The organism is Pseudolabrys sp. Root1462, from assembly GCF_001426945.1.
Lineage (GTDB): Bacteria > Pseudomonadota > Alphaproteobacteria > Rhizobiales > Xanthobacteraceae > Pseudolabrys.
The window spans coordinates 130,990-144,995 of sequence record NZ_LMFS01000003.1 but is presented as its reverse complement, the minus strand read 5'-3'; the positions used below and the strand labels follow the sequence as shown (position 1 = coordinate 144,995).

General features: G+C 62.3%; 12 protein-coding genes. 6 read left to right on the top strand and 6 right to left on the bottom strand.

What is annotated here, in order from left to right; all coding sequences use genetic code 11:
- Positions 1 to 5: 5 nt before the first annotated feature.
- The 4 genes from xth to ASD45_RS17340 form a co-directional block, all read right to left on the bottom strand.
- A complete protein-coding gene (xth, locus tag ASD45_RS17355) occupies positions 6 to 824 on the bottom strand; it encodes an exodeoxyribonuclease III (RefSeq protein ID WP_056912952.1) in 819 nt (272 codons plus the stop codon).
- A 118-nt stretch (positions 825 to 942) separates the two neighbouring features.
- Positions 943 to 1,752: an outer membrane lipoprotein carrier protein LolA gene (locus ASD45_RS17350; RefSeq protein ID WP_056912951.1), complete on the bottom strand. Its 810-nt coding sequence runs from the start codon at positions 1,750 to 1,752 to the stop codon at positions 943 to 945.
- Positions 1,753 to 1,931: 179 nt separating this feature from the next.
- Entirely contained in the window at positions 1,932 to 4,400 is a 2,469-nt protein-coding gene (locus ASD45_RS17345; protein ID WP_056912950.1) for a DNA translocase FtsK, read from the bottom strand.
- 61 nt (positions 4,401 to 4,461) lie between these two features.
- Positions 4,462 to 5,682, bottom strand: a complete 1,221-nt coding sequence (locus tag ASD45_RS17340) for an aminotransferase class I/II-fold pyridoxal phosphate-dependent enzyme (protein ID WP_156380963.1) — start codon at positions 5,680 to 5,682, stop codon at positions 4,462 to 4,464.
- Positions 5,683 to 6,110: 428 nt separating this feature from the next.
- Between ASD45_RS17340 and ASD45_RS17335 the strand changes: the two genes are divergently transcribed.
- Together ASD45_RS17335 and ASD45_RS17330 are read left to right on the top strand one after the other, a co-directional pair.
- Positions 6,111 to 6,527, top strand: coding sequence for a DUF1236 domain-containing protein (locus ASD45_RS17335; RefSeq protein WP_056912949.1), 417 nt, complete (start codon positions 6,111 to 6,113; stop codon positions 6,525 to 6,527).
- Positions 6,528 to 6,547: 20 nt separating this feature from the next.
- Positions 6,548 to 6,838, top strand: a complete 291-nt coding sequence (locus ASD45_RS17330) for a hypothetical protein (RefSeq protein WP_056912948.1) — start codon at positions 6,548 to 6,550, stop codon at positions 6,836 to 6,838.
- Positions 6,839 to 7,028: 190 nt separating this feature from the next.
- On the opposite strand, the gene ASD45_RS17325 is transcribed toward ASD45_RS17330, so the two are convergent.
- Both ASD45_RS17325 and ASD45_RS17320 read right to left on the bottom strand, forming a co-directional pair.
- A complete protein-coding gene (locus ASD45_RS17325; RefSeq protein WP_056912947.1) occupies positions 7,029 to 7,874 on the bottom strand; it encodes a methyltransferase domain-containing protein in 846 nt (281 codons plus the stop codon).
- 46 nt (positions 7,875 to 7,920) lie between these two features.
- Positions 7,921 to 8,883: a tripartite tricarboxylate transporter substrate binding protein gene (locus tag ASD45_RS17320; protein ID WP_056912946.1), complete on the bottom strand. Its 963-nt coding sequence runs from the start codon at positions 8,881 to 8,883 to the stop codon at positions 7,921 to 7,923.
- Positions 8,884 to 9,624: 741 nt separating this feature from the next.
- Between ASD45_RS17320 and ASD45_RS17315 the strand changes: the two genes are divergently transcribed.
- The 4 genes from ASD45_RS17315 to ASD45_RS17300 all read left to right on the top strand — a co-directional run bounded on the left by ASD45_RS17315 (position 9,625) and on the right by ASD45_RS17300 (position 14,005).
- Complete coding sequence (locus tag ASD45_RS17315) at positions 9,625 to 10,329, top strand: GntR family transcriptional regulator (RefSeq protein WP_056912945.1); 705 nt, start codon at positions 9,625 to 9,627, stop codon at positions 10,327 to 10,329.
- Positions 10,330 to 10,746: 417 nt separating this feature from the next.
- Complete coding sequence (locus tag ASD45_RS17310) at positions 10,747 to 11,928, top strand: extracellular solute-binding protein (RefSeq protein ID WP_056912944.1); 1,182 nt, start codon at positions 10,747 to 10,749, stop codon at positions 11,926 to 11,928.
- Positions 11,929 to 12,041: 113 nt separating this feature from the next.
- On the top strand, positions 12,042 to 13,103 hold the full coding sequence (locus ASD45_RS17305; protein WP_056912943.1) for an ABC transporter ATP-binding protein: 1,062 nt from the start codon (positions 12,042 to 12,044) through the stop codon (positions 13,101 to 13,103).
- Positions 13,103 to 14,005, top strand: a complete 903-nt coding sequence (locus ASD45_RS17300; RefSeq protein ID WP_244485513.1) for a sugar ABC transporter permease — start codon at positions 13,103 to 13,105, stop codon at positions 14,003 to 14,005. Before ASD45_RS17305 ends, ASD45_RS17300 begins: the two co-directional genes overlap by 1 nt.
- Position 14,006 lies beyond the last annotated feature (1 nt).

The following is a 14,006-nucleotide window of genomic DNA, read 5'->3' as shown; positions in this document are numbered from 1 at the left end:
CGCCGCTACATCTCCACTGTCGCCGTGACCGGCACGTGGTCGGACGGTTTTTCGTAGCCGCGGAAATCCTTGGCGATCTTGATCTTGGACACCTGTCCGGCGAGCGCGTCGGAGGTCCAGATATGATCGAGGCGACGGCCGCGATTGGACGTGAGCCAATTCTCCATCGCGCGGTAGCTCCACCACGTGAACAGCTTCTCCGGCTCGGGCGTGAGCACGCGCATGGAATCGATCCATTCGCCGGCTTTCCGGGCCGCGGTAAGCTTCTCGCATTCAATCGGCGTGTGCGACACCACCTTGAGCATTTGCTTGTGGCTCCACACGTCGTGCTCGAGCGGGGCGACGTTGAGGTCGCCGACGAGAATGGCGCGCTGGCCCTTGGCCGGGCGCAGTGACGGCAGCACGGTCATCTCGTCGAGGAAGTCGAGCTTGTGTTTGAATTTGACGTTGATCTCGGGATCCGGCTCGTCGCCGCCGGCCGGCACATAGAAATTATGCAGCGTCAGCGGATCCTTCAGCCCGGCGCGTTCGCCGAGCACAATCGAGATGTGACGGCAGTCGGTCTTGCCGCAGAAATTCTCGACGCTCCAGCTTTCGAACGGCAGGCGCGAGACGATGGCGACGCCGTGATAGCCCTTCTGCCCGCTCAAGGCGGTATATTCGTAACCGAGCCTGTGAAAGCGCTTGAGCGGAAAGGCGTCGTCCGGGCACTTGGTTTCCTGCAGGCACAGCACGTCGGGACGTGCGCTCTTCAGAAACTTGGCGACGAGGTCGATGCGGAGGCGGACGGAATTGATATTCCAGGTGGTGACTTTGAGGGCCATGGCGCCGCTAATTTAGGGGCGCGGCGCGGCTATTGCCACGGCAGGGCGGCATTTGTCCCCGGCGCCGTCACGCCAGGGGCGTCACGCTCCCTTTCGCTCGCGTCCCGGAACGAGCGGATTAGCGGTACCGCGTATAATCGATACGGAAGAGGCCCGGATCCGGCGTTTTCGTCGTGTCGAGGTTATAGACCGCGACGGTGGTGTCATATCCTTGCGGATCGGTGACGGTCCACTGCTTGAGCTGCATGTCCTTGGCATCGAACATGATCATTAGCCGGCTGGTGCCGACGATGCCGTTATGCTCCTCGACCACCGCGGTGACGAACACGTCGTCGGCATAAACCGCCTTCAGGTTGGCATCACGCACGAGATCGACACGGTTGGACAGCAGGAAGCGCAGCGGCGTTTGCGACAGAGGATAGACATCCTGCGTCGCCAGCTTGCGGTCGCGCACCACCACCGACTCGCCATCGGCGATCATTTCGATCGGACTCGGATCGTCGTATTCGAAGCGCACGCGACCCGGCTTCGACATATAGAACTCGCCTTCGGTCTTGCGACCGTCGGGGCCGACCTGGACGAAGCGGCCGGTCAGTTTCTGGGTATTGGAGAGATAGGCATTGATCTTGTCGATCAGCGCTTTCTGCTCGGGCGTCAGTTGCGACGACGCGCCTTGGGTCTTGCCGAGCAACCCGGCGAACGGATTGCTGATCGGACCCGGCGCCTGCGCCTGGGCGACAAGGGCGCTGGCCGGAATGTTCCGCGGCCTGGCAAAGGTGACGTCGTCCGCGGCCGCCATTTTGGTCGCCGGGGGCTTGGCATAGGGCCGCGACTTCGGCAGCGGCACGCTTTGCGCCAGCACCGGCGCAGCCGTCGACAGGGCCGCGATGGTCAGAATTACCGCTCGCAATGTTTGTGCACGCGCCATCAAGGTCTCTGCCTCGCGCTTTCCATGTCGGCCGCCCGATTGTGACTGAACTTAGGGGCTCGCTGTGGCTATTTCACGACCCCGGCGAATCGGGAGATCGTGGCTGATTCGGGTTAAACCGGAGCAACCGGCGTCGAACGGGCGGCCATTTGGCGGAGCGACGCCCGCCAGGTGAACGCTCAAAACCGGTCGCTGTTCGGGTCCTCCGGAATGAGAATCTCACGTTTTCCGGCGTGGTTGGCCTGCCCGATGATGCCTTCGTTTTCCATGCGCTCCATCAGCGAGGCGGCGCGGTTGTAGCCGATCTGCAGACGGCGCTGGATGTAGGAGGTCGAGGCCTTGCGGTCGCGCTTCACCACGGCGACGGCCTGGCTGTAGAGATCGCCGCCGCCATCCGCGCCCATGCTCGTATTGTCGAATACGGCACCGTCTTCGCCTTCCTCGAGTTCGTCCGAGGCGGTGACTTCTTCGAGATATTCCGGCGCGCCCTGCGACTTGAGATGGTTCACGATCTTTTCGACTTCGGCGTCCGAAACGAAAGGTCCGTGGACGCGGCTGATGCGGCCGCCGCCGGCCATGTACAGCATGTCGCCCTGGCCGAGCAGTTGCTCGGCGCCCATCTCGCCGAGAATGGTGCGCGAGTCGATCTTCGACGTGACCTGGAAGGATATGCGGGTCGGGAAGTTGGCTTTGATCGTGCCGGTGATGACGTCCACCGACGGACGTTGCGTGGCGAGAACGACGTGAATGCCGGCGGCGCGCGCCATCTGCGCCAGGCGCTGGATCGCGCCTTCGATGTCCTTGCCGGCGACCATCATCAGGTCGGCCATTTCGTCGACGATGACGACGATGAAAGGCAGCGGTTCGAGAGTGAGCTCTTCCTTCTCGTAGATCGCCTGGCCGGATTCCTTGTCGTAACCGGTCTGGACCGTACGCGTCAGCATCTCGCCCTTGGCCTTGGCTTCGGCGACGCGCTGGTTATAGCCGTCGATGTTGCGCACGCCGAGCTTGGCCATGTTCTTGTAGCGGCCTTCCATCTCGCGCACCGCCCATTTGAGCGCGACCACCGCCTTCTTCGGATCGGTGACGACCGGCGTCAGCAAATGCGGGATGCCGTCGTAGACGGAAAGTTCGAGCATCTTGGGATCGACCATGATCAGCCGGCACTGATCCGGCGTCAGCCGGTACAGCAACGACAGGATCATGGTGTTGATGGCAACCGATTTGCCCGAGCCGGTGGTGCCGGCGATGAGCAAATGCGGCATGCGCGCCAGATCGACGATGACGCTTTCGCCGCCGATGGTCTTGCCGAGGCAGAGCGGCAGCTTGGCCGAGGATTCGTTGTAATCCTTGGTCGAGAGCAGTTCGCGGAAATAGACCTTTTCGCGCACCGGGTTCGGCAGCTCGATGCCGATGGCGTTGCGGCCGGCGACCACCGCGACGCGCGCGGATACCGCGCTCATCGACCGGGCGATATCGTCGGCGAGGCCGATGACGCGCGAGGACTTGATGCCGGGGGCCGGCTCGAGTTCGTACAACGTGACGACCGGGCCGGGGCGCGCATTGACGATCTCGCCGCGCACGCCGAAATCGCCGAGCACGCTCTCCAGAGATTGCGCGGCGGCGTCGATGACCTCCTTCGGCATTGACGAGCGTTCGCCCGGCTTCTGCGCCGACAGCAGGTTGAGCGAAGGCAACTGGAAGCGGCCGTTGCGCTTCTTCGCCGGCGCGGTGGTGCGCTTGGCGCGCGGCGCTTCCTCTTCCTCCTCCTCGTCTTCTTCCTCGTATTCCTCTTCGTCTTCGGCGTGGCTGGGCGCCATGCTCGGTGCGACGACGCGGCCGAGCCCATCGAAACGCGGCTCCTGGCGAGGTCCTTTCGGCGCCACCGCCTTCGGCTCCAGCGAGCGCTTCACCTGGCCGTAGAGCCAGCGGCCGATGCGCGCCTTCCAGCTCAGCAGCGCGTGCACGATCATGCCGAGCATCGGCGAGGCGCGATCGGCTTCTTCGTCCTCGTCGGCGTCTTCCTCGGCGTCCTCGTCATAGGTCTTTTCGACGGCAGCAGCCTGGTCGGCGCGGCGTTTCCAGCCCACGCCGGCCGCGACGGCGACGGCGACGACGGCGGCGGCGGCGAACACACCCGCCACACCCACCAGCGGCAACCCGCCGAAGGCGCGGCCGAGGATGAGCGCCGGCAGAATCAGCATGGCATCGCCGCAGGCGCCGCCGAGACCGGTCGGCAACGGCCATGTACCAATGCGCGGAAGTGTCGAGGCAAAACCGGCAGCGAGAAATGCGGCGACGATCCAGATCAGCGTGCGCCAGCTCTCGCCCAGCGGCTTGTGCGACAACAGCCGCCAGCCGAGCAGCGCTTCCGGCAACAACAGCATCACACTGGCGAGGCCGAGCAGCTGCATCGCCAGATCGGAGAAGATCGCGCCCGGCAGACCAAGCAGATTGTTGATTGGTTTCTGAGTGGCGTGGCTGAGCGAGGGATCCTGCACCGACCAGGTCGCCAGCGCGATGGCGCCGAGCAGGGCGCAGATCAACAGCGTCAGGCCGCAGAGCTCGCGCAAGCGGCGGCGCAAAATGTCGCGGAAATGATCCGCGACAAACGCGACGACATCGAGGTTGCGGTCGGTGGCTGCCATTCTGCTCTCTATTGCCTCTTCACGTCACCCTTTTGAGCCAGCGCCGGTGAACAATTCATTGTCACCCCAGGACATCCACAATGCGATGAAGTGCTTCGGCGGTCGCCTCGGCATTCTGCACCATGGCGATCCGGATGAAGTTGGCGCCGGGGTTGGAGCCGTCCTTCTGCTCTCGCGCCAGATACTTGCCGGGAACGACCCGCACGCCAGCCTCGGCCCACAGTTTCTTGGTCGCGGCCTCGCTGCCGCCGTGCTTCGAGACATCGAGCCACAGGAAGAAGCCGCCGGCGGGGCGCTTGTAGCCATAGCGATCGCCGATGATCTGGTCGGCCAGGTCGAACTTGGCGTTGTACAGCTCGCGGTTCCGGACCACATGCGTCTCGTCGTTATAGGCGGCGATGGCGACATGCTGCAGCGGTACCGGCACCTGCGGCGCGGCGACATTGCGCAGTTCGAGGAAGGCGGCGAGGAAGTTCCGATCGCCGGCGACGAAGCCCATGCGCAGGCCGGGCAGGTTCGAACGCTTCGACAGCGAGTGGAAGACGATGGTGTTGGCGAAGCCCGCACCCGCGGCTTCCAGCATGCCGGCTGGCTTGTCCTTGGAATAAATCTCGCAATAGCACTCGTCGGCGAAGATCATGAAGCCGTAGCGCCGCGCCAGCGCCACCAGGCGCTCCAGATAGGTGCGATCCGCCACCGCGCCTTGCGGATTGGAGGGTGAGGCGAAATAGAAGGCGACGGTGCGCTTGAGCAGCGCGTCATCGAGCGCATCGAGGTCGGGCAGGAAGCCATGCTCGCGCGTGCACGGCAGATAGACCGGTTCGCATTCGGCGGCGGCCGCGCCCGCGGCATAGGCGGCGTAGAACGGATTGGGGATCAGGATCGCCGGCGGACCGACGCGGTTGCCGACATAACGCTTGGCGGCAATGGCGCCGAGAAACAGGCCCTCACGCGTGCCGCTCAGCACCAGCACTTCATGTTCCGGATCGACCGGCTTGGCCAGATCGTAACGGCGGCCGAGCCATTGCGCGACCGACTGCCGGAATTGTTCGGCGCCCTTGTTGGCCGGATAGCGGCCGAACTCGGCGACATGCTGGGCGAGCACCGGCCCGACGAAATCCGGAATAGCGTGTTGCGGTTCACCGACCGACAGGTTGATCGCCGGCTTGCCCGGAGCGATGCCCGCAATCAGATCGGTCAGCCGCACGAAGGGCGAGCGGCTGTTCTCGGCGGCCGCTGCGGCAGGACTGAGGGTTTCGCGCTGAGCCAACGTCATCGACATAACGAACACATTGCCGGGGAGGGTTAGGGCGCGATCACACCAGTTGCCGGCTTCCGGCAGTCGGGATCGCGCGGGGCACCCCGCGGCCAAAGGGTGAAGCACAATAGGAGGGGCGAGGTTAAGACCCGATTAACCATCGACGATTTCGCGAGGAGTTCATTGCCGCGCGTCGCATAACTTAAGTTGTTGATATATATCGAGTATTAGGTGTGCTCGTTCATTCCTTTCCGGCGCAATTGCGACCCGATCGTTCGCGCATATTCAGGTTGAGAACTTCGGCAAGCGACGAGAGTCGAGCTGCGTCGAGCCGATCAACGCCAGGTGCATTCTCGAAGATAGTCGTCGAGCCGGGAACTAATGAGGGCCCCGGGGGCTTGGTGATCGTCCAGCCTCAGACGGTTTGGATTTCCAAACAAAATGGAGCTGACATGCAAACCAAGATTCTTGGTTCGATCATTCTTATTGCTTCGCTGTCGATCCCGCTCACCGCACAAGCACAAGGCACCTTACGCGGCGCCGAACGCGGCGCGGCGCAGGGTAATCACGACGCCGGCCCGGTCGGCGCGGTAGTCGGCGGCGCACTCGGCGCTGTGGCTGGCACCGTTGGCGGTATTCTCGGCGTCGAGGACCGTCCGCGCTTTCGTACCTATGTCATGAACGAGCGGCACCCATCCTATCGCTACGAACGCGAGTTGGGCGTCGGCGCAGTGCTGCCCGAAACAGGTGTCGTCTACTACGACGTACCGGCCGAGTATCACGTGACCGGTTATCGCTACACCTACGTCAACGATCGCGCCGTGCTGGTCGACCCGCGAACGCGCACCGTTGTGCAGATCATAGAATAAGCCCTGAAAGGCATCATAACATGTTGAATATCATTAAAGCTGCGACCGTTGCGGCCGTCGCATTGACCGTCGTCGTCGCGTCCAACTCAGCGCAGGCGCGAGATGGCGAAATCGGCGCCGGCGTTATCGGCGGCATTGCGGCTGGCGCCATCGTCGGTTCGCAGATGAATAGGAATGACGGCTATCGCGACGACAATGGCTACCGCCGTTATCGTGGTCATGCCGGGTATCGCGACTGCCACACCGAGCGGCGCGAATTTGAAGATCGCTACGGCCGGCTTCATGTTCGTCGCGTTCGCGTCTGCGATTAAGTCTCGGATGGTCGACTAAGTCCGGCCGGCGGCGTGTTCATGCGCATGCCCGTCTGACGCTCGACATCTCTGCGAAACGGCCATTTGGCCCGTGCATCTAAGGAGGCCTCGCCGGAAACGGCGGGGCCTTTCGAAATTCGCCCCCCGGCAACAAGACGGCTCGATAACTTCCGGACCGAGGCGGCCGAAATCAGCGCTTCCAGCCGACGCCAACGAGGATCTGGGCCGGGAAAGTTCCTTTGTTGCCGACGACGAATTGCTTCATCGACGCCAACGCTGCGGCCTCCGCTTCAGCGCGATGCTCGTCAGGGACTTTATCCAGCGCGCGGCGAATGGCGGCTCCGCCGGCCTTCTGCGCCGTCCAGTAGTTGTCGAAATCATCGACGACAATGGTCGCGTCATGAAAATGAACTGTAACGTCGAAGAAACCAGCGCCTTTCATCGCGGCTTCGAGGGAGCCTGGCTCGGATAGCGCAAACGGTCCCCGCTCCGTGATCGGCGACGGCTCCCTGTGAAATTTGGTGAGCGCGGCGATCGGTCCGCCGAAATAGGGATTGCGATCGGCGGCGCCATGCATGGCCGCAACCAATCTTCCTCCGCGCCGCAGAACCCGAAACGTTTCCGTCAAGGCAAGACGTGCATTCGTGAAGTGGGGATATGCATAACGCGAAATGGCGGCATCGAATGTGTCGTCGGGGAAGCTGAGGTGTTCGGCTTCCATTTCCATGAATTCGGCATTGTCGGTGCCGAGTTCAGCGGCTCGTTTCCGTGCGGCGGCAATCATCGAGGGTGCGAAGTCAATGCCGGTCACCCGGCCGCCTGGCGAAATAGAGGGGACCGCTTCGAGGGCGGGGCTACCGGGACCGGTCCCCACGTCGAGAACCGTTTCGCCGCGTCGCAACTTGGCGATCTTGAGGACCTTTGCGGCAGCTTGCGCCGACAGATCCGCCAAGGCGCCGGTTGCCAGCTTGTCGTAGCGCTTGCCGGCCTCATCCCATTCCTGCCTGCGCTTCAGGCGATAGTCTTCGTCCGACATTTCCACGTCACGCACTCGCGTCGTTAAGTCCACCGATCTTCATGATTCAGAACTTGATGTTGGCGCCCTTGATAATCGGCTCCCACTTGGCGGCTTCATCGGTGATGTACTTCTTCGCCTCGGCCGGAGTGCTTTGACTGGCCTGGATGCCGTTGCTGCCGAGCACCTTGATCGCCGTTTCGGTCTTCAGATAATCATTAGTCGTCTTGTTGAGGCGGCTCACGATGTCGGCCGGCGTGCCACGCGGCACCAACAGCGTATAGAACACACTGGCTTCGAGAGCGGGGTATCCCGCCTCCGCCGTCGTCGGCACGTCGGGCAATCCCTCAAACCGCTTGCGGCTGCCGAGCGCAAGCGCTCTCAGCTTTCCTTCCTTCACCTGGGCGACGTAAGGCGCAATCGAGTCCATCGCGAGGTCGATCTGGCCGCCAATGAGATCAACGACGATCTCGCTGGAGCCCTTGTACTGGATGGTGCCGAACTTGAGCCCTTGCCGCGCCTTGATGAGTTCGCCGGTGATGTGGCCGAGCGAGCCGTTGCCGGGATAGCCGGCGTTGAGCTTGTCCGGATTGGCCTTGGCGTATTCGACCATCTCTTTCAGGGTCTTGAACGGCGCATCCGCGCGCGTCGCAATGATGATCGGCGCTGTTCCAAGTAGCGCGACGGGTTCGAAATCCTTGTCCGGATCGAACGCCATCTCCTTGTACATAAACTTGTTGTTGGCGGCGGGTCCGGTGGTCGCCATCAGCAGTGTATAGCCATCGGCTTGCGCATGGGCGACGGATGTCGCGCCGATGTTGCCGCCGGCACCGGGCCGATTGAAGACGACAACGGGCTGGCCGAGTTCGGTGCGGAAATGCTGCGCCAACGCGCGCGAGACGATGTCGACCGACGATCCGACGCCGAACGGTACGACGATCGTTACAGGGCGTGTCGGATAAGCCTGTTGTGCATCAGCGACGTTGCTGAAGCCCAGACACGCCATGACGGCCGCGAAGAAAATTCGCATGTTTCCATTCCCGTTTTTATTCAAAAATCTTTATCGACATATCGAGGCGATTTCGCCGCCGAGTCAAGCAATTGAAATTTCGCGTGCCCGTTCCGCCAACGTAAACGCTGACGTGATAACCACGTGAGATGCTAACACTGAAGCTCACCGCCAGCAGCATCGCGTCGCTCATTTCGCACGCCGAAAAAGTCGCGATAATGCAAGGCGCACCAAGGCTGCCTTGCCATCGTCAAACCTTCTGTGCGCAGGGTGTATCAAGAGATAGGACCGTCGCTGACGAAAGCGACGCGCGTGCTCGATGTACGACGCCTAATCTACATGGCGCGGTGTCGCGGTGATGATGCCCGTGTCATATGGCGAGCCGGTGCGCCGCGATCGACGCGAAGCTCGCTACTTCGCCGAGCAGACCATGGGAGACTGCGCCGGCGCTCCATTGAACCCGACAGCATGGCGACGCTGGTCGATGCGACCCTTGTGGACAGCGTTGCCCCGCAAGGTGTGTCGGCGAACCGACAAAGCGACTGTCGACGACGGTATCGCCGGATGCCTCTGATGAGCGGACTGTGGCGACGCGAACCGCACGGACCGTCCAAATTGATCGAACTCGTGGAGATAACGGCACTGGAGGCCAGCCCGGTGAGCAAACTCGGCTAGAACACGTTCTTCCATCCGTCTTTACAGCCTCTGAAATACTAATGTATCTGTTAGCCCACGAACCGGCATCAATAGGCGCCCGTTGCGATGGATCTGCGGCAAACCGAGACTACCTTGCCTGTCGACCGGCGGCTGTCGCTGCCGCAACAGGTCTATGCAGACATAAGACGGCGCATCGTGGCGCTGGAACTGCTGCCGAATACGCCGCTGTCACGGGCCGAACTGTCCGCGAATTATCAGATCAGCCAGACGCCGTTGCGCGAAGCGTTGCAGCGGCTCAGCGAAGAGGGTCTGGTCGCAACCTATCCGCAGTCGCGTACCGAAGTGCGGCGGATCGACGTCGCCGAGATCTTCGAAGCGCAGTTTCTGCGCACCGCCATCGAAGTCGAGGTCGTCGCCCGGCTTGCCGCAGATCCGCGCAATCCGGGGCTGTCGGCTGTCGAGGAAACGCACGATCAAATGGTGCGTTCGTGGGCACGCGAGCAATCGTTCGAGACTTTCTCCCAGCTCGACAAGCAATTTCACCGCGACCTCTACGCCGCTGCCGGCCTGTCGAACATCACGTTGCTGATCGATGCGCGCTGCGGCCAGCTCGATCGCATTCGCCGGCTCCACCTGCAATGGTCCAACGACCGCAAGCCGGACAAGGTGGTCAAGGATCACCAGGCGATCGTCGATGCCATCCGCCGCGGCGATGTCGAAGGCGCGCAGCGCGCCATGCGCGCGCACCTCGCGGGCACGGTCGGTCATCTCGACGACCTGCGCGCTCATTTTCCCGATTACTTCTGCTAGCGCGGACGACCTTTCCTGGCGCCGCGCGCGTGGGGCGCATTCAGTCGGCATCATCTATCGTCTAAGGCCCATTGGTTTGACATTGAAATATTAGTGTATTAGTTTTTTGAAAAATCCCGGAAAACCGGGTGATTGCCTGTTCGCTACGGAGCGAAGGTCGGGAGGGAGTGCGCGTGTTTCTCGCCGTAATATCATCTGACGTGAGCGCGGCTTTCGGGCGACGCCGGTCAGCTCCGACGCGCCCGTCCTCGAGTCCATCTCATCAATCGCACTTGCATCACCGCGCCCGGTAACGCGGCGATCGTCGCTGCGCGCCGCGCAGCGCGTCATCCTCGCGATACGAATGTGCCGAAACATCGCTGCTGCCGGGCCGGTTCGAGATGGTCCGGATACGAAACAAAAGGGAGGAAACATCAAATGACGTTCAAGATTTCACGCCGCGCTGTCGTCGGCGGCATCGCCGGCACCATGGCCATGGATCTGCGGGCCTTTGCGCAAAGCCTACCGATGCCGACTTCGCCTGTGACGCTCAACTTCGTCGATGTCGCCGGCAATCTGGCGCTGACGCAGAAGGCGATCGAGGCCTATCGCGACAAGAATCCGAAACTGGTGGCCAAGGTGAATTTCACCAAGGCTCCCGCGCCGGAACTGCCCGGCAAAATCAAGGCGCAGCAGGATGCCGGACGCGTCGATATCGACGGTGTGCTCACCGGCATCGATGCGCTGTCGGCCGGTCTCGACCAGAAGCTCTGGATTCCGATCGCGTCCGAGTATGCCGCCAAGTTGCCGAAGCTCGACGACATCTATCTCGATGGCGCGAAGAAGATGCAGGGGCTTGCCGCCAATAACGGCGTCTGCATCGTGTTCTGCCCCGCCGGCCCGGTCATGGAATACATGCCCGACAAAGTGAAGGAAGTGCCGAAGACCGCCGAAGAGGTGCTCGCCTGGGCCAAGGCCAATCCCAATCGCTTCATGTATGCCCGCCCGGCGAACTCGGGCCCCGGCCGTATCTTCATGATGGGCTTGCCCTACGTGCTCGGCGACAAGGATCCGTCCGATCCGATCAACGGCTGGGACAAGACCTGGGCCTATCTGAAGGAGCTCGGACAGTACGTCGAATATTATCCGGCCGGCACCGGCCCGGTGTTGAAGGAGCTGGGTGAAGGCTCACGCGACATGATCCCGTCGCAGATGGGCTGGGACATCAACCCGCGCGCCCTCGGCGTCGTGCCGAAGGAAGCCAAGGTGTTCTTCCTCAAAGGCTTCCACTGGATCCTCGACGCGCACTATCTGTGCATCCCCAAGGGCGTCTCCAACGACAAGCTCGCCGTGCTCCTTGATCTCCTGAACTACATGCTGAGTAAGGAAGCCCAGGCGACGACCTATGACGATGGCTACTTCTACCCGGGCCCCGCGGTGAAGGACGTGCCGCTCTCGATGGCGCCGGCGTCGAGCCAGGCCGTCATCAAGGAGTTTGGTCGTCCGGAATACGAAGCGGCGATCAAGGACAATCCGCAGGAGCTGCCGCTCACGCCGGACAAGCTGGTGAAGGCGTTTGCGCGCTGGGACGAGCAGATAGGCGCTCAGAAAAAGAAGTAACTGAAGACGAAGTAATCGGCATACTTGCTTCGGCGCTGAAGAGGGGACCGGCGGTCATCGCTGCCGGTCCCTTCGCGGCCGAAGCAATTTGCGCTCAAAGGATATGACCGACGATGTCTATCGCCGCCCGTGACTTCCGTGAGTTGCGCCTCGACGCAATGTGCCGCAACTTCGGCAGCCTCAACGCACTCAAGGGCGTTACGCTCAATGTGCGGCGCGGCGAATTCATCGCTTTGCTCGGACCTTCCGGCTGCGGCAAATCAACGGCGCTGAACTGCCTGGCCGGTCTGCTGACGCTGTCGGATGGCAGCATCTGGCTCGACAAGACGCGCATCGACGAACTGCGCCCGGAAGAGCGCGGCTTCGGCATGGTGTTTCAGAATTACGCACTGTTTCCGCATATGAGCGTGCGCAAGAATATCGGTTTCGGCCTCGCCATGCAGAACCGGTCGAAGGCCGAAATCGAGCGCAAGGTCGATGAGGCGCTGTCCATCGTTCGCCTGACGGATCAGGGCGATAAGCTGCCGGGCCAGCTTTCCGGCGGCCAGCAGCAGCGCGTCGCCATCGCGCGCGCTATTGTTATCGAACCGCCGCTGGTCCTGATGGACGAGCCGCTGTCCAACCTCGACGCCAAGCTTCGCCTCGAAATGCGCGCCGAAATTCGCCGCATCCACGAACTGATCGGCTCGGCCACGATTTACGTGACCCACGACCAGGAAGAGGCACTTTCGCTCGCCGACCGCATCGTCGTGATGCGTTCGGGCGAAGTGCGCCAGGTCGGCACACCGGAAGAACTATATGCGCGGCCGGCACATGCCGACGTCGCCGAGTTCATGGGCTATCGCAATCAGATCAAGACCCGCGTCAGCGGCGCTGTTTCGGCGATGACCGTCTCGATTGGCGGCGTCAGTCTGCCGGCAACGCCGGTCGAAGCGATGCGCGAAGGCGCTGCCATCGCCGCCATCCGCCCCTCCGATCTGCAGGTCACACCCGATGGCGCGATCGCGGTCGTCGTCGAATCGATCCAGTACCACGGCCAGGAGTTCTACTGCTCGGGCCGGACCAATGACGGGACCGAACTGTACTTCATCTCCAAGCACCGCATAACCAAGGGCGACACCGCGAAACTAAGCGCGGCGCCGAACCGCGTGCTGGTCTACGCCGGAGGGCAGTGATGAGCGAGCAAGCCCTGGGCACCGGCGCGCGTCCTGCAATGTCGCTGCGGACGCGACTCAAGCTTCACGAGATCGATGGCGTGACGCTGCTGGTGCTGCCCGCAGTATTGTTCGTCATCGCGCTGTTCATCTATCCGTTCGTTTACGGATTCGTGCTGTCGTTCCAGCCGAAAGCAGGGGACTGGCTGGCCAACTACCGTAAGTTTTTCTCAGACCCGTTCCTTTACGAAACCATCGCCAACACTTTCTGGCTCGCCATTCCGGCGACGCTGATCAATGTTCTGATCTCGATCCCGATCGCGTTGCGCGTGCGCCGGATGCATCATCGTCGTCTGCTGACGACCATCCTCGTCATCCCGATTACCCTGGGCACGGTGCTGATCGCCGAAGGCCTGCTGATCTATCTCGGCCCGCAGGGCTGGTTCAATCGAACGCTGATGCTGTTCGGCTTCGGTCAGGTCCGCCTGGTCCATAACTACACCGGCGTGATGCTGTCGCTGATCCTGTCCGGCTTTCCCTTCGCGTTCCTGCTGACTTTGTCCTACGTCACCGGTATCGACCCCTCGCTGGAGCAGGCGGCGTCCACGCTCGGCGCCAAGGCGCGCGCCCGGTTCCGCCTCATCCTGCTGCCGCTTTTGGCTCAGGGGTTGGCGATCAATATCTGCCTGTCCTTCGTGCAGACTTTCTCGGTATTCCCGTCGGCGGTGCTGCTTGGGGCACCCGCCGGCGCGACGCGCGTTATCTCAATCGCCGCCTATCAGGCGGCGTACGAGCAGTACGACACCTCGATGGCGTCGGCGATCGCCATGATCATGGGCTTCTGCCAGCTCGCGGTGGTTATCCTCATTCTGTCGGCCCGCAGCTTCTTCTATCGCGGCGCCGCCGGCGGCGGGAAAGGCTAGG

What these genes read in the sequence shown, in the direction of transcription:
- xth (WP_056912952.1), bottom strand. Translation starts at nt 824, where the DNA reads ATGGCCCTCAAAGTCACCACCTGGAATATCAATTCCGTCCGCCTCCGC.
- ASD45_RS17350 (WP_056912951.1), bottom strand. Translation starts at nt 1,752, where the DNA reads ATGGCGCGTGCACAAACATTGCGAGCGGTAATTCTGACCATCGCGGCC.
- ASD45_RS17345 (WP_056912950.1), bottom strand. Translation starts at nt 4,400, where the DNA reads ATGGCAGCCACCGACCGCAACCTCGATGTCGTCGCGTTTGTCGCGGAT.
- ASD45_RS17340 (WP_156380963.1), bottom strand. Translation starts at nt 5,682, where the DNA reads ATGTCGATGACGTTGGCTCAGCGCGAAACCCTCAGTCCTGCCGCAGCG.
- ASD45_RS17335 (WP_056912949.1), top strand. Translation starts at nt 6,111, where the DNA reads ATGCAAACCAAGATTCTTGGTTCGATCATTCTTATTGCTTCGCTGTCG.
- ASD45_RS17330 (WP_056912948.1), top strand. Translation starts at nt 6,548, where the DNA reads ATGTTGAATATCATTAAAGCTGCGACCGTTGCGGCCGTCGCATTGACC.
- ASD45_RS17325 (WP_056912947.1), bottom strand. Translation starts at nt 7,874, where the DNA reads ATGTCGGACGAAGACTATCGCCTGAAGCGCAGGCAGGAATGGGATGAG.
- ASD45_RS17320 (WP_056912946.1), bottom strand. Translation starts at nt 8,883, where the DNA reads ATGCGAATTTTCTTCGCGGCCGTCATGGCGTGTCTGGGCTTCAGCAAC.
- ASD45_RS17315 (WP_056912945.1), top strand. Translation starts at nt 9,625, where the DNA reads ATGGATCTGCGGCAAACCGAGACTACCTTGCCTGTCGACCGGCGGCTG.
- ASD45_RS17310 (WP_056912944.1), top strand. Translation starts at nt 10,747, where the DNA reads ATGACGTTCAAGATTTCACGCCGCGCTGTCGTCGGCGGCATCGCCGGC.
- ASD45_RS17305 (WP_056912943.1), top strand. Translation starts at nt 12,042, where the DNA reads ATGTCTATCGCCGCCCGTGACTTCCGTGAGTTGCGCCTCGACGCAATG.
- ASD45_RS17300 (WP_244485513.1), top strand. Translation starts at nt 13,103, where the DNA reads ATGAGCGAGCAAGCCCTGGGCACCGGCGCGCGTCCTGCAATGTCGCTG.